Origin of the sequence: Xylanibacillus composti (genome assembly GCF_018403685.1) — a bacterium.
GTDB classification, from domain to species: domain Bacteria; phylum Bacillota; class Bacilli; order Paenibacillales; family K13; genus Xylanibacillus; species Xylanibacillus composti.
This window is the reverse complement of the sequence record NZ_BOVK01000037.1, coordinates 18667-40249: the sequence shown is the minus strand read 5'-3', so window position 1 is coordinate 40249 and position 21583 is coordinate 18667. Positions and strand designations below refer to the sequence as shown.

The 21583-nt window shown below is 55.9% G+C and carries 16 protein-coding genes and 1 riboswitch; of the genes, 11 read left to right on the top strand and 5 right to left on the bottom strand.

The window, feature by feature from the left end; genetic code table 11:
• Positions 1–14 precede the first annotated feature (14 nt).
• The 5 genes from XYCOK13_RS13670 to nagA all read left to right on the top strand — a co-directional run bounded on the left by XYCOK13_RS13670 (position 15) and on the right by nagA (position 7303).
• A complete protein-coding gene (locus tag XYCOK13_RS13670) occupies positions 15–1919 on the top strand; it encodes a cache domain-containing sensor histidine kinase (protein WP_213412726.1) in 1905 nt (634 codons plus the stop codon).
• Between the two features lie 48 nt (positions 1920–1967).
• A complete protein-coding gene (locus XYCOK13_RS13665) occupies positions 1968–3548 on the top strand; it encodes a response regulator (protein ID WP_213412725.1) in 1581 nt (526 codons plus the stop codon).
• Positions 3549–3603: 55 nt separating this feature from the next.
• Entirely contained in the window at positions 3604–5247 is a 1644-nt protein-coding gene (nagZ, locus tag XYCOK13_RS13660; RefSeq protein ID WP_213412724.1) for a beta-N-acetylhexosaminidase, read from the top strand.
• Positions 5244–6008, top strand: coding sequence for a glucosamine-6-phosphate deaminase (gene nagB, locus XYCOK13_RS13655; protein ID WP_213412723.1), 765 nt, complete (start codon positions 5244–5246; stop codon positions 6006–6008). The genes nagZ and nagB overlap by 4 nt, the downstream gene beginning before the upstream one ends.
• Before the next feature lie 68 nt (positions 6009–6076).
• Positions 6077–7303, top strand: coding sequence for an N-acetylglucosamine-6-phosphate deacetylase (nagA, locus tag XYCOK13_RS13650; protein WP_213412722.1), 1227 nt, complete (start codon positions 6077–6079; stop codon positions 7301–7303).
• A 909-nt stretch (positions 7304–8212) separates the two neighbouring features.
• On the opposite strand, the gene XYCOK13_RS13645 is transcribed toward nagA, so the two are convergent.
• Genes XYCOK13_RS13645 through proV form a run of 3 tightly spaced genes read right to left on the bottom strand, consistent with a single transcriptional unit; the run spans position 8213 to position 11108 of the window.
• Entirely contained in the window at positions 8213–9079 is an 867-nt protein-coding gene (locus tag XYCOK13_RS13645; RefSeq protein ID WP_244865154.1) for a glycine betaine ABC transporter substrate-binding protein, read from the bottom strand.
• On the bottom strand, positions 9076–9918 hold the full coding sequence (locus XYCOK13_RS13640; RefSeq protein ID WP_213412721.1) for an ABC transporter permease: 843 nt from the start codon (positions 9916–9918) through the stop codon (positions 9076–9078). The genes XYCOK13_RS13645 and XYCOK13_RS13640 overlap by 4 nt, the downstream gene beginning before the upstream one ends.
• Positions 9915–11108, bottom strand: a complete 1194-nt coding sequence (gene proV, locus XYCOK13_RS13635) for a glycine betaine/L-proline ABC transporter ATP-binding protein ProV (protein WP_213412720.1) — start codon at positions 11106–11108, stop codon at positions 9915–9917. Before proV ends, XYCOK13_RS13640 begins: the two co-directional genes overlap by 4 nt.
• A gap of 263 nt (positions 11109–11371) precedes the next feature.
• Between proV and XYCOK13_RS13630 the strand changes: the two genes are divergently transcribed.
• The 4 genes from XYCOK13_RS13630 (at position 11372) to XYCOK13_RS13615 (ending at position 15296) form a co-directional block, all read left to right on the top strand.
• Positions 11372–11941: a GbsR/MarR family transcriptional regulator gene (locus XYCOK13_RS13630; RefSeq protein ID WP_213412719.1), complete on the top strand. Its 570-nt coding sequence runs from the start codon at positions 11372–11374 to the stop codon at positions 11939–11941.
• 1312 nt (positions 11942–13253) lie between these two features.
• A complete protein-coding gene (locus tag XYCOK13_RS13625; protein WP_213412718.1) occupies positions 13254–13427 on the top strand; it encodes a hypothetical protein in 174 nt (57 codons plus the stop codon).
• A gap of 90 nt (positions 13428–13517) precedes the next feature.
• On the top strand, positions 13518–14978 hold the full coding sequence (locus tag XYCOK13_RS13620; RefSeq protein WP_213412717.1) for a DEAD/DEAH box helicase: 1461 nt from the start codon (positions 13518–13520) through the stop codon (positions 14976–14978).
• An 18-nt stretch (positions 14979–14996) separates the two neighbouring features.
• Positions 14997–15296 carry a hypothetical protein gene (locus tag XYCOK13_RS13615; protein WP_213412716.1) on the top strand — a complete coding sequence of 100 codons (300 nt, stop codon included), beginning with the start codon at positions 14997–14999 and terminating at the stop codon, positions 15294–15296.
• 93 nt (positions 15297–15389) lie between these two features.
• Here XYCOK13_RS13615 and XYCOK13_RS13610 read toward each other — a convergent pair whose 3' ends face one another.
• Positions 15390–16463: a lactonase family protein gene (locus tag XYCOK13_RS13610; RefSeq protein WP_213412715.1), complete on the bottom strand. Its 1074-nt coding sequence runs from the start codon at positions 16461–16463 to the stop codon at positions 15390–15392.
• Between the two features lie 72 nt (positions 16464–16535).
• Positions 16536–18359 (bottom strand): ABC-F family ATP-binding cassette domain-containing protein, encoded by a 1824-nt coding sequence (locus tag XYCOK13_RS13605; RefSeq protein ID WP_213412714.1) that lies wholly within the window; start codon positions 18357–18359, stop codon positions 16536–16538.
• Between the two features lie 206 nt (positions 18360–18565).
• Here XYCOK13_RS13605 and XYCOK13_RS13600 point away from each other — a divergent pair, with 206 nt between their 5' ends.
• Together XYCOK13_RS13600 and XYCOK13_RS13595 are read left to right on the top strand one after the other, a co-directional pair.
• On the top strand, positions 18566–19609 hold the full coding sequence (locus XYCOK13_RS13600) for a helix-turn-helix domain-containing protein (RefSeq protein ID WP_213412713.1): 1044 nt from the start codon (positions 18566–18568) through the stop codon (positions 19607–19609).
• Positions 19610–19685: 76 nt separating this feature from the next.
• A riboswitch (cyclic di-GMP riboswitch) is annotated at positions 19686–19770 on the top strand.
• 129 nt (positions 19771–19899) lie between these two features.
• A complete protein-coding gene (locus XYCOK13_RS13595; RefSeq protein WP_213412712.1) occupies positions 19900–21492 on the top strand; it encodes a methyl-accepting chemotaxis protein in 1593 nt (530 codons plus the stop codon).
• Positions 21493–21583: the final 91 nt, after the last annotated feature.

Genomic DNA, 21583 nt, shown 5'->3' with positions numbered 1-21583 from the left:
GCAGTGATCCTGGCATGTCCATACGGTTCAAGCTGTTTGCTGCTTTTTTTCTGTTTATTTTGCTTCCTTTTTGCCTGTCGGGCCTGGGCGCCTACTGGTTCGTCTCGGATTTCATTGAGAAAAAATACTCGCAGCAGGCGGAGCTGACGCTGCGCGCGCTGAGCCAGAACGTGGAGTTTATCTTCGGGGAGATGAACAAGGTGACGGACAGCACGATTGCCAGCACAGCGCTGCAGGAGCTGCTGGACAACCGGGGCTACGACTTGAAGCATCTGACGGAAACGGACTACCTGGAGCTGAACCAAATTCAGAAAAGCTTTCGCGAGCTGTTGATCAACCATCCTTCTGTCAGCTTCGCCTTTATGTACACGCTGCACGATGAACGGATACTGCCGATTTTCGCCAAGGGGAATTTCGCGGCGCTGCCATTCGAGGAGTTCCAGCGGCAGCCGCTTTATCAGAGCGTGCTGGAGAGAGACGGGCTGCCGAGATGGGTCGGGCCGTATGAATATCCGCGGCTGACCGGCGCGGACCCTGTGTTTACCCAGATACGCCTCGTTAAGGACATTGATACGCTGCGGGACAAGGGGATCCTGTTGGTTCAGATGAAGCAGTCGGGCTTGGAAAATTTATTTCGCTATTTTCGCTACAGGCAGGAAGAGTACGACACCCGCTTTCTTATAGTGAATGAACAGGGCCTGATCCTGTATGACAGCGCGGGGGAAATGGGCGGGGAACGAATGCAGGCGTATACGACCGCGCAGCTGCACGACGGGGGCGGATATGTAAGCGACCGGTTGGTGTTCGCAGAAGAGGAGAGCATTCTGTCGAGCATTCCGGTTGGCGAGGAGCAGTGGCGGCTCGTCTCGCTGACCTCCTGGCATTCGCTGTCCAGGGAGATCACTGCGTATGCCAAAGTCGTCGCGGCCATTACGGGCCTGTGTCTGCTCAGCGCTCTGGCGTTTCTGATGTTCTCGGTGAATCGCATCGCCAAGTCGATTGTACGTATCGTGCGATCCATGCGCCGGGTGGAGGACGGAGAGCTGCACATTCGTGTCCGCGAGGAAGGACGCGATGAACTTAGTCTGCTGGCGCAAGGCCTTAACAGTCTGATTGAGCGGGTCCATGCGCTGCTTGGCAAGGTGAAGCAAGAGCAGCAGCTGAAGAACAAGGCCGAGCTTCGTGTGCTGCAGGCCCAGATCAAGCCGCACTTCTTGTTCAATACGCTGGAATCGATCAATGTGCTGGCCGCTCGGAATGAGGGGCGGAAGGTGAGCGAGATGGTGCAGCGGCTGGGCGTGCTGCTGCGCATCAGCTTTCAGGAGCAGGAGCGCATTCCGCTGAGGCAGGAGCTTGCGCATCTGCGCAGCTACTTGGATATCCAGATGTTTCGCTTCGAGGACTTGTTCGCTTATGAGCTTGACGTGCCAGAGGAGCTGCTTGGCTGCTATCTGCCGAAGCTGACCTTGCAGCCGCTTGTCGAGAACGCTCTACAGCATGGCTTCGAGGGAATTGTGTATAAAGGCTTGATCCGCATTCGCGGGGAGCTTGAGAAGAACCAGCTTGTGCTGTATGTCGAGGACAACGGCATTGGCATGGATGCACAGACACTGTCGCGCTTTTCCTATATAGCGGAGGATGTGGGCGATGCAACGGTGCAGCCGTCAGCGGGTCCGGCGCATGCCGAGCGGCGAGGGCTCGGTCTGCGCAGTGTGGCGGACCGCATTCGCATTGAATACGGGAGCGCCTACGGCTTGTGGATTTGTTCCCATTCGGGGCGAGGTACGACGATCAAGTGTGTCCTGCCGAATTCGCCGGACGCTGCAAATGCTTCGAATGTACCGAATACGCCGAATGCACCGAATGTGCGAAATGATCTGAATGCACCGAATGCATCAAATTCGTCGCATGCATCCTGATGCATCATGCGAAACGATCTGCATGCATAACTTCGCGAGGTGATGGAGATGTGGTTGAAGGCATTGCTGATTGATGACGAAAAGCCTATTCTGAATCATCTGCACACCGGTTTTCCTTGGGAGGAATGGCGGATTGAGGTGATCGGTCTAGCCCGCAACGGGAATGAGGCGCTGGCGCTCGTCGAACGCCACCATCCGGATTTGGTGCTGTGTGATATCCGCATGCCTGTGATCGACGGTCTGGAGTTTCTTCAACAGATCCGCGAGCAAGGCGAGACTGCCGAGGTCATCATGATTACCGGTTACGAGGATTTCGACTACGCGCGCACCGCTCTGAAGTATCAGGCGGCGGAATATTTGCTGAAGCCCATCGACTATGAGGAGCTGGCGCGTTGTGTGCAGCGGCTGGCCGGACGCATTCGTGAAGAACGGAGCGCGGAACAGGACGCGCGCCGCAGATGGGACCGCCTGACTGCTGCTGCCTACGAGAAGCTGCTGTTCGATGCGCTGCTCGGCCATGGCTCTGTGCCAAGCAGCCTGGTGCTGCCCGAAGGCGCGGAGCTGCTCGAGAACCAGAGCTTGTGGCTGCTGCTTGTTGATATAGACAGCTATTCGCAGCGGGAGCACGCAGGTGCGGAGCAACAGAGAAAGCTGGCGAATTTCACTGTGAATAATATAGTGTCGGAAGCTTGGGAGGACCGTCCCTGCGCGGTGCTGCAGCTGAGAGAAGGAGAGTTTAGCCTGGTGCATCAGGATGAGGGTGGCCTGACGGTTGAAGCGCTGGCGGAGCGGGCCCAATCCTTGAGGGACGCAGTGCTTCACTATGCCAAGGTGTCCGTGCATATCGCGCTTTACCCTGAGCCCGTGAGCAGCGACTTTCTCGCTTCGGCATATCGCAAGCTGCAAAGCTTCCTGCATCTGAGCGCGAGCGGTAAGGGGGTGGCCGTGTACGAGAGGCCGGCTCGTCCGTTCGAAGCGGAGGAGGCGTTGTGGGCGGCAGTTGAAGAGCTGGCTGGCGGATTGAAGCTAGCGGACCGCGTCCAGACGGAGCAAGCGCTGCGCCGCTGGACGGAGCTGCTGCAGGTCATGTCCGGTGAGGGAGAGAAAGCCGCAGAGTCCATGGTTCATTATGTGGCCATCCATCTCCTCCGGGAGTTGAAGAATATGCATCTATTGGGAGCGGAGCAGGAGGAGCAAATTTGGACCCGGATGGCCGACAGCAGGGGTCTGAAGGATGTGCTGCAGCTGGTCGAGGCGATGATTCGCGATTGTCTGGCCCACACGTCATCGCAGAAGTCGAGCGAGCTGCTCATGCATGCGGCCACCGATTATATAGACCGCCACCTGACCAGAGATCTCGGGATGGAGGAAGTCGCCGATCACCTGGGCATCAGCTGCAGTTACTTCAGCATGCTCTTCAAGCAGCACACCGGCATGACCTTCGTCGAATATATCACAGCCGGGCGCATGGAGCTGGCGAAGTCGATGCTGTGTCACACGGACAAGAGCATCGCCCAGGTCGGAGCGCTAAGCGGCTATGCGGATCGCAGGTATTTCACGAAGGTGTTCCACAAATATGTAGGCGTTACGCCGCGGGAATGGAAAGAGCATGCGATTCCACGAAAGTGAAGGTTCAAATAATGAGTTCACCTATATATAAATCTCGGAAGGAGTGGAGAGCATAATGCGAAGCTTGACGTCGATGACGCTCGAAGAGAAGGTTGGCCAACTGTTGATTTGCGGCTTTGCAGGCACGGAGCCGCCGGCCGGCATGCTGCGCTTCATTCGCGAGAGGAAGCCGGGCGGCATCATCTATTTCCGCCGCAATATTGCCTCGGCGGGGCAGCTGCGCAGCTTGTCGGACCAGCTGCAGCAGGCTGCCAAGGGAGCGGATGCCCCGCCGTTGTTCATTGCCATTGATCAGGAGGGCGGCATGGTTGCCCGCTGGGATCAGGATGCGGCGCTGATGCCGGGCAATATGGCGATCGGCGCAACACGGCGGGCGAGCTATGCGTATGAAGCAGCCAATGCAACGGGTCGGCAGCTGCGCGAAGTCGGGATTAATGTGAACTTCGCGCCTTGCGTGGATGTGAACAACAACCCGGCCAATCCGGTGATCGGGGTGCGCTCTTTCGGCGCTGATCCGGACATGGTAGCAGAGTTCGGCGCGGCAGCGGTTCGCGGTTATCAGGAAGCGGGCGTGTCAGCGGCAGCGAAGCATTTTCCCGGCCATGGGGACACGGACATCGATTCCCATCTCGATTTGCCGATTATTCCGCATGCCATGGAGCGGCTGCATCATGTGGAGCTGAAACCGTTCGCCGAGGCGGTTCGAGCAGGGACGGATATGATCATGACCGCGCATGTCGTCTTTCAAGCATTGGAAGGGAATGAGGCTGTCCCCGCCACACTCTCGCCCCGCGTGCTGGACGGTCTGCTGCGCGGTCAGCTGCAGTTCCAAGGCATTATCATTACGGATTGTCTTGAAATGAAGGCCATTTCCGATGGAGTCGGCGTGGCTGAAGGCGCAGTGCGCGCAGTGGAAGCGGGGGCGGACATCGTTCTGGTGAGCCATACGATTGCGCGGCAAGAGGAAGCGCTGGACGCGCTGCTGCACGCGGTGCGCTCCGGGCGGATGAGCGAGTCGCGCATCGACGCTTCCGTGCAGCGCATCCTGGATTTGAAGCAGAAGCGGATTGCTGCTGGCACCGCCTCTCCGCCAGACATTCCAAAGGTTTTCGAGGTGAATGCTCCCGCTTTTCAAAAGTTAGCCCGCAGCATATGCCGGGACAGCGTCACGCTTGTTCGCCATGAAGGCGTACTGCCCTTGGATTCTGCAAAATCGGTCTATGTCGTGTGGCCGGAAGTGACTGCGAGCACAGAGGTGGTCGAAGCGGTGGAGCAAGAAATGACGCTTGGGCAAGCGTTGCAGGAGCATCTTCCGCGAGTAGCGGAGGACCGAATTGCGCTGGAACCCGGCGATGCGGAACTGGCTCGCGTGCTTGAACGAAGCCAGCAGTATGAGCAAGTTGTCGTGGCTACCTACCATGCCGGAGCGATTGGCCGTCAAGGTGAGCTGGTACGTCGGTTAATGGCTGAACGGCTTGGCAGGGGCGTGGTTGTTGTGGCGGTTCGCAATCCTTATGACCTCCTCGCTTTTCCAGATGTCCCGGCCTATTTGGCTGTTTATGAGAATCGCCCGCAGATGATGGAGGCCTTGGCGGAAGTGCTTGTCGGCAAGCACAGCCCATCCGGTCGTCTGCCGGTACAGCTAATGGATCAGTATCCGATTGGATGGGGACTCTCCTATGGAGACGGTCTGCCATGAGATGGGTGGTGCTGGACAGCAAGGAGGCCGTGGGCATTGCTGCGGCCGATCAAATCTCGCGGCTGCTGCAGGAAAAGCCAACGTGTGTGCTCGGTTTGGCCACGGGCGGCACACCGCTTGGCACCTACCGAGAACTGATCCGTCGCCATCAAACGGGTGAATTGGAGATGTCCCGCGTGACGACCTTCAATCTCGATGAGTACTATGGGCTGGACCGCGATCATCCGCAGAGCTACTGGCAGTACATGCAGGAGCACTTGTTCCGCAGCTTGCCCATCCCGGAAGAGCGGATTCATATGCCTCCGGGCAAGCCGGAGCAAGTGGAGGCCAGCTGTCTGGAGTATGAGCAAGAGATTGAGCAAGCAGGAGGAATAGACCTCCAGCTCTTGGGCATCGGGGCGAATGGGCATATCGGGTTTAATGAGCCGGCTGAGTCGCTGCAGCCTGCGACGCATCTGGCCAAACTGGCCGAAAGCACTGTTCAGGCGAATGCCCGTTTTTTCGCTAGTCCGGAAGAGGTTCCGCAGTATGCCATAACGATGGGAATCGGCACCATTATGAAGGCGAAGCGGATCGTGCTGCTGGCAACTGGCGAGGCCAAGGCAGAGATTCTGTCTAAACTTTATACTTCGCCTATTACGACGAGGTTACCGGCTTCCATGCTGCATATGCACCCGCATGTTACGATATTGGCGGATCGGGAAGCGGGCAGCCTGCTGCCGTTCGTGCAGGAAGGGATACCCACTGATACGCTATCATGAGAGCGTACCGTGTTGGCATACAGTAAGGATGATTCAGGACGAAGCCGCTTGTACAGGGAGGAAAATCGGTGAACCAGCAATTTGGGGGCAGACAGCGATTTGCGAATGGCAAAGTTTTTTTGGATGGCGTATGGCGAACGGGGCTGGATGTGATTGCGGCCGACGGCATCGTCACAGAAATTGTTGAAGCGCAGACGGAACAGCATGGACACATCGCATCGGGACATGCAGAACGGCGAGCAAGCGTGGATGCCGAGTGCCGGATCGATCTGCAAGGCCGCATGCTTATTCCGGGTTTTATCGACTTGCATGTGCACGGCGGGGGCGGATTCGATGTAACGAGCGGAACGGCAGCCGATGTGGCGAAGGCCGCCAGGTTTCATGCGAGCAAGGGGACGACGTCCTGGCTGCCGACGACAATGACGGCCGAACGCGCCGTTACTGAACAGGCTGTGCAAAACATACGACAGGCCATGCTGAGCGGCACGGGCGGCGCGGAAATCGTCGGCATTCACCTCGAGGGTCCGTTCCTCAATCCTGCGCGATGCGGGGCGCAGCCCGTGGACCGTATGCGCATGCCCTCGCAGGAGGAATTGGATACGTACCTGCGCTTGTCGGACCATCAGGTGCGCTTGATCACGATCGCGCCGGAGCTGCCCGATGCGCTGGCCGTTATCCGCTATGCGCGTTCACGCGGTATCACCGTGTCTATCGGCCATTCCGATGCAACGTATGAGCAGGTGCGCGCAGCAGTGGCGGCAGGGGCTTCTCACGTGACGCACCTTTTCAACGGCATGCGCCCGCTGCATCACCGCGAGCCCGGTGTTGCGGGTGCTGCGCTCATGCTGGATGCGCTCACTGTGGAACTGATCTGTGACGGGATTCACGTGCGGCCAGAGCTGATCGATTATGTGTTCCGCACGAAGCCGCAGGAAAAAATCGTGCTCATAACCGATGCAATAGAGGCATGCGGCTGCGCCGAAGGACGCTATCAACTGGGCGGACAAGAGGTGGATGTCCGGCATGGCGAGGTCCGGCTTGCGACGACCCAGGATTTGGCCGGCAGCATGCTGACCATGGATCAAGCGCTGCGCAATGCAGTCCAGTTCAGCGGACTGCCGCTTGCATCTGTCCTGCCGATGCTTACGGCTCATCCCGCCCGGCAAATCGGCATCGCTGACCGCAAAGGATCGATCGCCCCCGGCAAAGACGCCGATCTCGTCGTATTGAACGACAAACTGGAAGTAGAAGCCGTATACGTACGAGGCAAACAGGTGAGCGCCTCTCCCAATTAAACTTTTTTCCAGCGCTGCAGCAGTGAGTCTGGCATGTTCTTTGCAGGCTTGCGGAATGTGCAAGGAGGGTTCGCGGGCGAGAGGTACTAAGGGATGCGCTTGTTGGAATGCAGGGTGTAAGAGGAAAAGTGTGCGAGGAAATGTGTCAGCAGTGCATGAAGAGTAAGGTCGCGCGGGTCGCGCACTAGCCGGAGAGTTTGGGCGAAAGAGAGGCGCGAGCCATGAGGGAGTGCCGGGGCGCGTAAGTACAAGGTTCGTTCGGCTGAAGGTCAGCTCAGCTGGAGGTCGATTCAGCTAATTGATTACGAATAGTACGAGTACCATTAAGGACTAGTAGCAGCTTCATTATATTTCATCGGAAATAGGGGCATTCTTGTGTTTTATTACCTTTTTACTAATAAGAGTGGAAGGAAGCGTAACTATTAATGGTAAATGGGTAATAAATCAGCGATATTGCGCCTTATTCGTAATTATTACAGGAAGTTGCTACCAGTAATTAAGGGAAGAACTTCTATAAATCCATCTCTTGGACAACGAGGCCGCCCGCGCACACTGTCCCCGCCATGGAACGCGCGGGGGAGTTGCGCCTGGGATAGGTCCGGGAATGGCCTAGGGAGTGGGCAAATGGAATGCGCCAATGAAAGGCCGAACGGGGTGCGCCAGTGGAACGCGCGAATGGAGTGCCCGAGGGATTGAGCCATACGCGCCAGACTGTTCGGGCAACGGTCTCGCCCGCAGGTGAGCGGCGACTGCCCGGCTATCGCTTCGCATACTCTTCGCCAACGGCAAAAGCCGCCCCGAAGTCGAGTAAGACTTCCAGAGCGGCTCGTTGTCGCTAAGGGTCGCATCGGTCAAACTCCCGCCCGACCCTTGCCACCGACGAATCGGATTTAGTCCGATTCGCGCCAATTACTCAACGCCTTCGAGCCAAGCGTTGACTTTGTCTTCATTGGCATCGACCCATGCTTTGGCCGCTGCCTCAGGATCCGTGCCTTCCTGGATGGCGACCATTACTGCGGCCATATCATCCGGGGACCAGTTGAATTGGTCCAGGAGCTTGTAGGCGTCGGGCATATCTTCGGCAAGTCCTTGACGGACAATCGTGTTGATATGCTCCGCTTCCCCAAATACGCCCTGCGGGTCTTCCAGATACTTCAGGTCCATCTTGGCGAACTTCCAGTGAGGCGTCCAGCCTGTTACGGCTATAGCTCTTTGCTCGTCATAGGCTTTTTGCAACTCTTGAGCCATGGCTGCGGAGGAGCTGTTCACCAGTGTCAGATCCAGACCATACGCTTCAATCGCGTTCTCGGTTGCGGTCATGACGCCTGCGCCTGGCTCGATGCCGATGATTTCGCCGCCGAACAGTTCGGCTACGGCCGGATCAGCCAAGTCCTCAATCGAATTCGCTTCTACGTAAGTCGGAACGACCAGGCCGATGGCCGCGCCCTCCAGGTTCGCTCCCAGATCTTCGAATTGTCCTTCAAAACGCTCATAATAAGATTGATGCGTGCCTGGCAGCCAAGCCGCTACCATCGCGTCCGCACTGCCGTCCGAAACGCCTTGCCACATTGGACCAGCGTCAACCTGCAGCATCTCTACTTCATAGCCCAGCTTCTCTTCCAATACAGTCTTGACTACGTTCGTGCTGGCAATTTCGGAATCCCACGCCACGTAAGCGAGCTTGATCTGTTTCTTGTCCTCGCCGCCGGAACAACCTGCCAATACGAGAGAGAACAGGAATACCACACTGAGCATCAGGGTTAAACTTTTCTTCACTTCGAACCACTCCTTTTGTTTTGTACTAAGCTTTGGGTAACGCGGTCGAGCACAACCGCTAATATAACAACGGCCAATCCGGCCTCAAAGCCTACGCCTACTTGAGTTTGGGTGACGGCGCGAAGCACGTTGACGCCTACACCCTGCGCCCCGATCATCGAGGCAATGACGACCATCGACAGGGACAGCATAATGGTTTGGTTAATGCCGGCCATGATAGTTGGCACCGCCAGAGGTATTTCCAGCTTGACCAGCTTCTGCATCGGCGTCGAGCCGAATGCGTCAGCCGCTTCCGTCAAGTCCTTCGGAACCTGGCGGATGCCTAGATTCGTCAGACGAATAGTTGGCGGAATCGCGAAAATGACAGAGGCCACAACCCCCGGCACCATTCCGAGCGAAAAGAACGACACAGCTGGCAGTAAGTATACAAAGGCCGGCATCGTCTGCATGAAGTCAAGCACAGGAGTAACGACGGCCTGCACGCGATTATTGCTGGCACACAGGATGCCGAGCGGAACCCCCAAGACGATAGAGATAATGGCAGCCGTCAGCACAAGAGCCAACGTTTGCATGGTCACATCCCAGTAACCCAAATTCCAAATTAGCAGAAAGCCCAGTAAAGTGAACAAGGCTACTCGGATCCGAGCGGCTGCATAAGCAAGAACGGTAAAGATCACAATGACGACCAATGCAGGCATGACCGTCAGGGCCCACTCGAAGCTGTCTACAGTAAAGCCGATAACCGCTTTAATCAGGTCAAAGAGCGGCGACACATGCTTGCCCAGCCAATCGACGAACTGATCTACCCAGTGGGAGAGCGGGATTTTCGGTATACTCATGACCCCACCTCCAGATCAGTGCTTCCAGCCAGCGCTGCCAGCACGGCGCCGCGGATCACAATGCCGCTGAGCCGTCCGTTCTCATCCTGTACGGCGAGCGGCACCTTCGCCTGGCTCACTTGGTCGAACAGCTCATGCAGGACGGTATCTGCAGAAACAGTGGGAATATCCTTAATGAGGATGTCAGTCAAGGTTTTGTTCTCCTTCACTGCCCGAGAAGCATCTTCAGCGGTAACGGCTCCGAGCAGTTTGCGCGAGCCGTCCACCACATACACGTTGGAAACGCCGTGTTCCTTCATGAATTGCAGAGCCACCCGCGGCCCGCGGTCCGGGGCAATCGTAACGGGACGCTTCATGACATGGGATGCGGTCAGGACCTTGGATAGATCCACATCCTCAACGAACCGCTCCACATACTCATTAGCCGGATTGGTCATGATTTCTTCCGGCGTGCCAATTTGGACGATAGCCCCGTCCTTCATAAGCGCGATGCGGTCCCCGATGCGAAGCGCTTCATCCAGGTCATGCGTGATGAAGACGATCGTCTTCTTCATGCGCGCCTGCAGCTCCAGCAATTCGTCCTGCATATCCTTGCGAATTAATGGATCGAGCGCGCTGAACGCTTCGTCCATTAGCAGCACGTCCGGGTCGTTCGCCAAGCCGCGGGCCAGACCAACCCGCTGTTGCATGCCGCCGCTCAGCTGGTCGGGCTTGCTGTTCTCCCAGTTTTTCAAGCCGACAAGCTCCAACGCCTCCATAGCCCGCTGTCGCCGCTCGTTTTTGTCGATCCCCTGAATCTCCAAGCCGTACTCCGTATTCTCCAGTACGGTTCGGTGAGGAAAGAGCGCGAACTTCTGGAACACCATGCTGATTTGCTTGCGGCGAACCTCGCGCAGCTGTTCCTTGGACATCTTCACAATATCCTTGCCCTTGATCAGCACCTGACCGTCTGTAGGCTCAATGAGCCGATTCAGCAGGCGAACCAAGGTAGACTTGCCACTGCCGGACAAGCCCATAATAACGAAGATTTCGCCCTCCTCAATCGAAAAGGTGGCTTGGTTGACGCCTACGGTCAACTTTGTTTCGTGATAAATCCGGTCCTTGTTCAAGCCCTTGGCCAGCATAGCTATTGCTCGCTTCGGGTTGGGGCCGAATATTTTCGTTAATCCCTTCACCTCGATAATGGGCATGCCTTCACCTCGCTTTTTCATTTGTTTCGTTCACGATTGCTGCCTTGTTACCATTGTTAAGGAAAATAATTTCAGAATCAACCGTTGTAACTTGTTATATAGAACGTACAGTTTTAACTTTACTAACTGTACAGTGCAAATGCTCCTTCGTTCTGCTAAATGCTCCCGTTTCCCTTCCTTTACATTCCTCCCTAACTTTTTTACAATGATAGTCAATAGGATTGCAGCTCATCCCGCAAGCCGGGCATGGAGGAGGCGAGTGAATGGAGAATAGCGAATTGGAGCAACTATCCGATGAAGCCAGAGCACGGCTGGTCAAGGCAAGACAGCGGGTCATTGAGTCTATCGGCAAAAACATGGACTTATACGGCGTGACGCTATCTGTCGGTCATTTGTATGGCAACATGTTTTTCCGCAATGGACCGGTCACCTTGGACGAGATGGTAGAAACAATGGGGTTGAGCAAAACAAGCGTCAGTACCGGTATGCGCACCTTGAATGACCTCAAAATGATCCACAAGGTGTGGGGCAAGGGAGTGCGCAAGGATTTGTATGAAGTCGAGCCGGATTGGTACCAGACCTTCGCTGATTTCTTCGTCATCAAATGGCGCAAATCCATAGAGATGAACTTGCAATCCCTGCAGAAATCGAGACGGGAAATGGAAACGCTTCTTGCGGAATACACGGACAACAAGGAGCTGCAAGAAATTCTGCGCATGGATATTGAGAAGATTGTGAACGCAGTAGAATATTACGATTGGCTGGACCGCTTGATCGATGCTCTCGAATCGGGAGAGATTTTCAAGCTGGTGCCGAAGTCGACCGATGCATAGCATACGAGGAACCGGAGCCCGGGAGGGTTCCGGTGTTTTTATATGCGGGCCAGGAACGTAACGGGTGAAAAGCTTGCTGCTTACCTGCTCGCCTATCTGCCGAAAAAGCGTAGCGGCGGGAGCCGGTAGCAAAAGGGGGGGGGATCAGAAAGGATGGGACTGGTCCAGTCAGTTGAATTTATAGCGGTCATGCGTGTCAGCTGGAATGCCGAGAAACGCTCCTTTCGTCCTTTACCGGACATGGATGTCCATTAGAGCGGAAAAAACGTCACTTCGATTATCTAACGGTCGCCGATGTCCATTAGAGGTCAAGATCCCCGCTTTTGACCGCTCCATTCATCGCTACCGGTCATCCATGTCCGCTGGAATGCCGAAAAACGCTCCTTTCGTCCTTTACCGGACATGGATGTCCATTAGAGCGGAAAAAACGTCCATTCGGTTATCTAACGGTCGCCGATGTCCATTAGAGGTCAAAACTCTAGCTTTTGACCGCTCCATTCATCGCTACCGGTCATCCATGTCCGCTGGAATGCCGAAAAACGCTCCTTTCGTCCTTTACCGGACATGGATGTCCATTAGAGCGGAAAAAACGTCACTTCGGTTATCTAACGGTCGCCGATGTCCATTAGAGGTCAAAACTCTAGCTTTTGACCGCTCCATTCATCGCTACCGGTCATCCATGTCCGCTGGTATGCCCAAAAACGCTCCTTTCGTCCTTTACCGGACATGGATGTCCATTAGAGCGGAAAAAACGTCACTTCGATTATCTAACGGTCGCCGATGTCCATTAGAGGTCAAAACCCCCGCTTTTGACCGCTCCATTTATCGCTACCGGTCATCCATGTCCGCTGGTATGCCGAAAACGCTCCTTTCGCCTTTTAACGGTCAAGCGTGTCCGTTAAAAGTAGCTGGCTAAGTCAGCAACAGCGTTTTCATGGCATGATTCATCACAATGGCCGAACGTCTAGGGTCAGGCATAGGAGCTAAGCCGTAACGAATACGGCTTGGATCAAATTGTTCTGCCTGGGAGACTAGAGCCCGACTCTTAGTGTTCCGGCAGGTCAACCTATAGGTGGAATAGGAGCGGATGGCATTGCATAAGCCCGTATGTTATGGTGTAGGTAACAGTTTTTTTTCGATCCACCCCACTCGGAACAGAAAAAAGCCTCAAGGTACAGGAAGTCGCACTTACCTGCCCGTGCATTCGCTGTCTTCCACGATAAACAGCTCCTTTCATAGCTTTCCGGCGAAGGGGTCATAATAAGCCTGTTGTCAATTTTCAGGAAAAAGCACCCCATAAGGAGGCATACATATGGCGACAAGCAGGCAGCATCAGGAAGCGCACGGCAACGGTCAAATCGAGGAGCAGTTGGAGAAGCAAGCTCAAGCGGCTGTCCGCATGCAGGGCAGCAGCGAGACGGACGAGGCCATTCAACACGCGGCCGACCGGGAACATACCGAATTAGACGAAATCTACGAACCTTAGACCGAAGAATACAGCTTCACAGAGTTATGTCCCCGGCTCCTGTCGGGGACGATGCCAGCAGGTTCATAGGAAGAGACGAGGGACAAGAAAATGAAGCTTACAGACTTTCAGGCATTAGGCATTCGGCGGGAACTTGCGGATGTGCTGCAGCAGAACGGTATTCACACACCTACCCCGGTACAAAAGCAAGTCATTCCGGCGGCGCTGGCGGGACGGGACGTGCTGGCCCAGGCCCAGACTGGAACGGGAAAAACACTGGCCTTTATTCTGCCTATCATCGAAGCATTATCGGACCTGCGATCCAGCACGCAAGCTTTAATCCTCGCGCCGACACGCGAGCTGGCCATTCAGATCACCGATGAAATGAAAAAGCTCGCTCCGGCCGCAGGCGCCACCGTGTTGGCCGTATATGGCGGGCAGGATGTAGAAAAGCAAGTCCGGCAGCTGCGGAATGCGCCTGCCGTCATTGTAGCGACGCCGGGGAGGCTGCTCGATCATCTGCGCAGGCAGACTGTCCATATCCGGGGCATTCGCACACTTGTGCTGGACGAGGCGGACCAAATGCTGCATATGGGCTTTCTGCCTGAGGTGCAGGCGATCATCGAACAAACGCCGGACGACCGGCAGACGCTGCTGTTCTCCGCCACCTTGTCCGATGCGGTTCGCAGACTGGCCGCTGCCTATACGAAGGATGCCGCGGATATTCGGATTCAGGGCAAGACCGTCACCCTGGAAGGCATCAACCAAGCAGCGTATGAGACGACGGATCGCGGCAAGCTGCCGACCTTGCTCCAGCTGATAGAAGAGCTGAATCCGTATTTGGCGGTCGTCTTCTGCCGGACGAAGATCCGGGCGAAGAAGCTTGCTTCTAACCTGCAGGAGCATGGGATTCAAGTCGATGAGCTGCACGGCGATCTCACGCAGGCGAAGCGCGAGCAGGTAATGAAGCGATTCCGTGAAGCGAAGCTGCAGGTGCTGGTCGCCACCGATGTTGCAGCCCGAGGCCTGGATGTGGAGGGCGTTACGCATATTTTCAACTACGACATTCCCGGCGATGCGGAAAGTTATATTCATCGCATCGGCCGCACGGGACGTGCCGGGCAGGAGGGCATGGCCATTACGCTGCTGACAACACGGGACCACGCCGCCATGCAGTCCATTGAACGAGCCATCGGCATGACAGTGAAGCGCAGCCCGGGACAAGGGCGGTCCCGAACGAGAGAAGCTGAGACTGGGCGTCAAGTTCATACTGGCAAGGGCTTGTCGGCGGAGCGGCCTGGTCGGGAAGCACGCTCAGTTGATCGGCGCGGCGGAGGCAAGCAGAGTGCGGAGCGGCGGAGCAATCGGGAAGCGGACAATGGAGACCGCCGCGGAGCGGGCAAGCCGCAGCGCAATGCCGATGCTCATGCGACCAAGCGCCCGGTCAAGAGCGGGAGCGGCTCGCGCAAGCAGGGAGGACGGGCAGGCGCAATGCCATCCCGAGCAGCCGGACAAGGCAAGGGATCGGGAGCGTCCGGCGGTCGCAGGAGCAGGGGCAAGCGATCCAAATAAAAAGGGAGGCTGGGCACTATGCGCGAGTGCATCATTCATTTCAAGCTGATCCGGGAGAACGAATCGAAGATGCTGCGGACCTTGCTGTATTTGCCGAAAGATCGGATGCCGGAGATAGCGGATTTTATTCGTGCCTTTGAGGAGATGGGCTATCCGGTCAAGCTGGTCAATGAACGGGAACTGATCTTTGATTCTCTCGACGGGGGCAAGCCTTTCAAGCTGGATATTACGAAAATTGAAGTGAGCGGGGAAGAGAAGGATGAACCGGATTTCGATATGCAGCTGCGAGCAATTCTGGAGCATCTGATCCGCAAATAAGCTTGTTGTGTCCGAAAAGGGAGAAACAGCAGAACAGGGAGGGGGGCCGCATGTGCAGCTTCCCCTCCCTGTTTGGTGCTGATGCCTCCGCTCTTATCTGTCCAGGATACGCACACAGACCGGTTTGGACACGGTGAGACTGTGGCCAGTCGGAGTGAGCCTGCCCGTCTCCGCGTCTCTGGCGAAGATGACGATATTGTCCGTGTCGCGATTGGCGGCCAAGACAAAGCGGCCGTCCGGCGATATCGCGAAATTGCGCGGATGCTTGCCACCGGTAGAGACGTGCTCGATAATCTGCAGCGTTCCGTCGGCAGCAATGCGATAGACCGCTATGCTGTCGTGTCCGCGGTTGGAGCCGTACAGGAAGCGTCCATCTGGCGAAATGTGAATGTCGGCGCAGCTTTTCTCGCCATCGTAACCGTCCGGCAAGGTTGAGACGGTCTGTTTCACAGCGAGCCTGCCGTTCGCCTCGTCATAATCCAGTACCGTAATGGTAGCATTCAGCTCATTGATGACATAGCCATATGGTTGTGCAGGGTGAAAGACAAAGTGACGCGGTCCCGATCCCCCTGCGAGCTGAAGCTCTTGCTGCAGGGTCAGCTTGCAGGCGTTCAGGTCAAGCGCATAGACGAAAAGCTTGTCCAAGCCCAAATCCGAGACCACCACATACCGATTGTTGCGGTCGAAGATCGCGGAGTGCGCGCGTGCCTGGCTCTGTACAGGCAATACGCTGCTGCCCTCGTGCTGCTGCACATCCGAGGCGGGGGCGATCCGGCCGTCTTCCAGCAGCGGAGACAGGCCGATCATCCCGCCATGATAGCTGGAGACAATCAGGCAGCGCTTGGTGCGGTCCAACTGGATATGGCACGTTGACTTGTCAACGGTCTGCTCCTCATTGAGCAGAATCAGCTCCCCGTTGTCGGGATGAATCGACCATGCGGATGCAGTCCCGACCCGCTGGCCGTCGTCCGCGGTTTTCTCGCCGATGGCGTACAGCTTCATGCCTTGCTTGTCGAGATCGAGAAAAGTCGGATTCTTGATTCCGCTTCGTTCATGCAGCAGCTTGAGCTCGCCGCTTAGCGGATCAAAGCTGCACGTATACAGGCTCGGTTCATCCGCTTCGGCATACGAACCGATAAAGGCCAGTAGAGATTGTTTCTGTTCCATCCAAGATTCACTCCTTCGAAATAGTTGAATTGCTCAGAGCCAGAACCGGCTTATTGCGGTTTTCAGCAGCTGCTAGCCTCGGCTGGATTTCTGCTCGGCAATTTGTTCGGCCAGCTCGTTCAAGTACGTCCAGCGCTCCATCAGCTGCTCCAGCTCTTGATCCACCGTTTTTTTCTGGTCGAACAGCTTCTGCAGCTTGTCATAATCGCTTCCCGCCTGGCTGATCGCTTCCTCCAATTCGGCAAGCTGCTGCTCCTTCTCCTCAATCCTTGCGTCAATATGCTCCAGGTCGCGCTGCTCCTGATAGGACATCTTCAGCGACTTGGGACGTTCCGCCGATTTGCGGCCGCTATCCTTGGCTGCTTCCTTCTCGCCGCTCTTGGCCGATCCCGGTTCCGCGGCTTCGGTTCCCCCCGGTTTGCGCGTCAGGTGCTCCCGATATTCGCTGTAGTTGCCGACATGATGCGCAATATGTCCGCCGCCAGTGAAGGCCCAGATCGTTTCTGCTGTACGGTCGAGGAAGTAGCGATCATGCGAGACGATCAGGACGGCCCCGTTGAATTGGTCGAGATAATCCTCCAGTATCGTCAAGGTCTGAATGTCCAGATCGTTGGTCGGCTCATCGAGCAGAAGCACGTTCGGCGCTTCCATTAAGATGCGCAGCAGGTAGAGCCGCCGCTTCTCGCCGCCGGACAGGCGGCCGATTGGCGTCCACTGCAGCTCGCCGGGGAAGAGGAAGCGCTCCAGCATCTGAGCGGCGCTGACCAGCGTGCCGTCGGACGTCTTCACATGCTCGGCCGCTTCTTTGACATAATCAATGACCCGCATTGCCGCGTCCATCTCCTCGGCTTCCTGAGTGAAGAAACCGATGCGCACGGTAGGGCCTGTCTCGACGCGGCCTTCGTCTGGCTGAATGCGCTTGGCAATCAGTTTCAGCAATGTAGATTTGCCGGTTCCGTTCGGACCGATAATGCCGATGCGGTCATTCCGCTGGATGATGGCAGAGAAGGAGCGGATGACAGGCTGCCCTTCATAGGCATGCCCGAGCTGCTCCAGCTCAATGACCTTCTTGCCGAGCCGGCTGCCTGACAGGGAAATATCCAGCTCGCCTTCCTGCCGGTCCGGGGCCGCTTGCTTGATCTGCTCGAAGCGCTCGATTCGGGCCTTCTGCTTCGTCGTGCGAGCTTTGGCTCCGCGGCGAATCCATTCCAGCTCGCGGCGAAACAAGTTCTGGCGCTTGCGCTCGGCCGCCTGCTCCAGCTCCAGGCGTTCCGCTTTCTTCTCCAGAAAGGCCGCATAATTCCCTGTGTAGCTGTAGAGCTGGCCGTGGTCCAGCTCCAGCATGCGGGTAGCCAGCCGATCGAGGAAATAGCGGTCATGCGTGATCATAAGCAGAGCGGATCTTCGTCGTTTCAATTGCTTCTCGAGAAATTCGACCGCTTCCGTATCGAGATGGTTCGTCGGCTCGTCCAGAATGAGCAGGTCGGATTCTCGCATCAGGACGCCTGCGAGCAGCACCCGCTTGCGCTGGCCGCCGGACAGCAAGCCCATTCGCTCATCGAACTGCTCGATGCCGAGCTTGGACAGGATGCGCTTCGCTTCGAACTCCGCTTCCGTGTGCCGGGTCATGCCGAGCACCTGCTCCAGCACGGTCACGCTCTGGTCATAATCGGGGTTTTGCGGCAAGTATTCGGCGACAAGCCCGTTCCTGGTCATCAGGCTGCCCGAATCGGCTGGCTCTACCCCTGCCACAACCTGAAGCAGCGTGGATTTCCCCGTGCCGTTCACGCCGATCAAGCCGACGCGTTCCCCTTCCTCTATGCTGAAGGAAATCTGATGGAACAGCTGTTTCATGCCGTAGCTTTTGGTCAGCTGCTCTGCAGTAAGTATTGTCATAGTCGGTGAAGCTCCTATCTGAAATTCTTCTTCCTTATAAGCATAGCATATCAAGGCGGGCCTTGTGCAGGTTCTTGACCGTCTTTGCGAGGGGGAACGCTTGGATTTTACGTCTGGACAATATATATAAATTTTAATGAAAAAATGTTTACGATTAGCCGAATTCCCTCTATGATGAAAGTTACACGAAGAAAAGGGAGAACAGCATGATGCGCAGAGGACGTCCGAAAGCTTCGAATCCCAGACGGTACCGATTGCCTGATATCCGGCTAACAAAGCAAGAGCATGACATGATCCATCTTAAGGCGAGCCTGTATCAGGGCGGCAATATATCTGCGTATATCCGGGATCTGGTTGCCAGGGATTGTCGACAGATGGACGGGACTCTGGCATGTATCTGCGGCAGCAGCGAGCGGATAAGTGTGTTTGAAGAAGCCTTGATGCCGCCGGGGTCTGCTCAAGCGCCGCCTGTCCTGCTGCGAAACCTGCCGGCCATTCGCTGCCTGAATTGCGGCGCGGTCACCTTGCACGAGCAGGCACGGGAGACATTCGCTTCCATTGTGGCGGAGGAGCGCAGAGGCTCCCTGGACGGTCAAAGCTACGATTTCCTTGTGTATGCGGGCATGACCCGCTGGGTATCCTGCCGCGAGATTACGGAGGTCGAGCTTACGGCGAAGCATGGCGACGCCGCCATTTTGCGGATCGGTCTGGATGACAGCGTTCGTAGTTGCAATGCAAACATAGAGGCATTAACCGGGTACAAGATGCAGGAATTCGTATCACACCCTCGGGACATGCTTGTTTCTCTTCACGATCTTGTTCGGGATCCTCGCATCGAACCGCTGTACACCGGAACGCCGGTAGTCTTTCATACCCGCCTGTTTCACAAAAAGGGCTACGCGTTGGATATTAGAGTAGAGGGGGTCCCGGATTGGCAGAGAGACGGTCGGCTGCTGGGCTTTTATTTGGTGCTGCGGCATATCGGTCCCGGAAGACGGATGGCTCAGAAGCTGCTATTCGACCGCGGCGGGGAGGAAGCCTGTGCAGGCCCAATTGACCTCGGGAGGATGCTGCGCATGCTGATGGCTGAGCGGGACATTAATACAACGGAGCTGTCGGACAAGTCGGGCGTGTCGGTTACGACGATATCCAATCTGCGCAACGGACGGATCAGGCAGCCGAAGAAATCGACGCTGGAAGCGGTTGCCCGCGCATTGGGCGTAGACTCGGAGGTCTTGGAATCACACTGAAAATGTTTAAAGAGCAGCAAATGGCATTCATGCGATATAATCACATCGTACTCTTATAAACCGATCAAAAAAGCATAGAGGAAGAGGGCAAACTTGTCGAAAGGCAAGGACGCAAAGCTACGGGCCTAATGCGATTTCGCCAAGGCCGCCGGGCTGCTATATGCGAGTCAGCGCTTGTCTATTTGCGGCAGGGCTGATTTTTTTCGGTTGAATATGTCGAATTATCAGTTATTGTGTTGAAATTTGTCGTATAGTTTTTCTGGTTTTATTACTTTTTTGGAGGGATTGCGATGAAATGGTTCACCGACATGAAGATTCGCCTGAAGTTGATTGTTTCGTTTGTGATCGTGGCCATGCTGTTGGCCGGCATAGGTATTTACAGCATGTTCTCTATGCAAGACCTGAACGGCGATCTGAAAGCCATGTATGAGGAGAATTTGATTAGCGTCAGGGATCTGTCCCAAATCCAGATATACTATCAGCGTCTGCGCGTCAATATTCGTGATGTCGGTCTGAATGTCGATACCGCGATCAAAAATCAGAATATTGAAGAGGCTAATACGCTGATGAGCAGCACAGGCGAGTATTTGACGAGCTATATGCAGAGGGAGGACCTGCTGCCGGAAGACAGCGTATTGATCAACCAAGCAATACAGCTGTGGAACGAGTATACAACGATGGCGCAGCATGCGCTGCAGCTGGCTAATGAGGATCGGGATGAAGATCTCCGCAATTATATGAACTCCGGCATGAACGATGTCGGTGCTCGGTTGGAGGCCAACCTGTGGGAGTTGATCAACAACAATACCGAGCAGGCCGAAGAAGCCAATGAGGAAGCCCAGATGAATTTCATCATCTCGCGCGCCATTCTGATCGGGGTCGTTATCCTGGGATTTGTTCTGAGTCTGCTGCTCGGCAACGTGATTGCCGGCATGATCGCGCGGCCAATGAGTCAGGTGGTCGAGTCGTTGAAAAAGGTAGCGGCGGGAGATCTGCGCGAGACTGTGCCCGTTGCAAGCAAGGATGAGGTCGGACAGCTGGCTGTATCCGTGAACGAGATGACTGCCAACTTGCGTTCTCTGATCAGTACGGTGCTCGCCAATGCGGAAAGTGTGGCGGCTGCTTCGCAGCAAATCTCCTCTAGCACCGAAGAGATCGCAAGCGGCAGCAATGAGCAGGCGAATGCTGCGCAGAACATGAACGAGCTGTTCAAGGAGTTGTCCGAGGCCATCTCGTCAGTCGCGCAAAATGCGGAGGAAGCATCAAGTCTTTCCGGGAAGACGCTGCAGGTCGCACGCGACGGCGGCGCCGTAGTCGATTCGTCCATCGCGGGCATGGATGAGATGAACAACCAGATGAATCGCCTGGAAGACGACGCGGTCAAAATCGGCGACATCATAGAAGTGATCGACGATATCGCCGAGCAGACGAATTTGCTTGCGCTGAATGCAGCGATTGAGGCGGCGCGGGCAGGCGAACAGGGTCGCGGCTTCGCGGTCGTAGCCGATGAAGTGCGCAGGCTTGCCGAACGAAGCGGCGAGGCGACGAAGCAAATCACAAACATTATTCAAGGGATGCAGAACAATACGAATATGAGCGTCAAAACGGCTTCGGAGGCCGTTGAGAATACGAAGCGCATCGGCGAGGCGTTCTCGCGGATCGTTCAAATGGTGGAGGAGTCAACCATGAAGGCCGGTGAAATTGCGGCGGCCAGCGAGGAGCAAGCAGCGCAGACTAGCGATGTCATGCATTCCATTGAAATTATTTCCTCAGCGAGCGAGGAGGCTGCGGCTGCAACAGAGGAGACCGCTTCCACCAGCCAATCGCTGGCAGAGCTTGCCGGGGACTTGCAGAAGACCGTCTCGGTATTCAAGGTGTCTTAAGACGCCGCCGGACGCTGCTTCAAGAAAGCCGGTTTATGAGACGGCCAGTTGAATTTGAACATAGTCAAACCCATAAAAAAAGAAGGTGTTT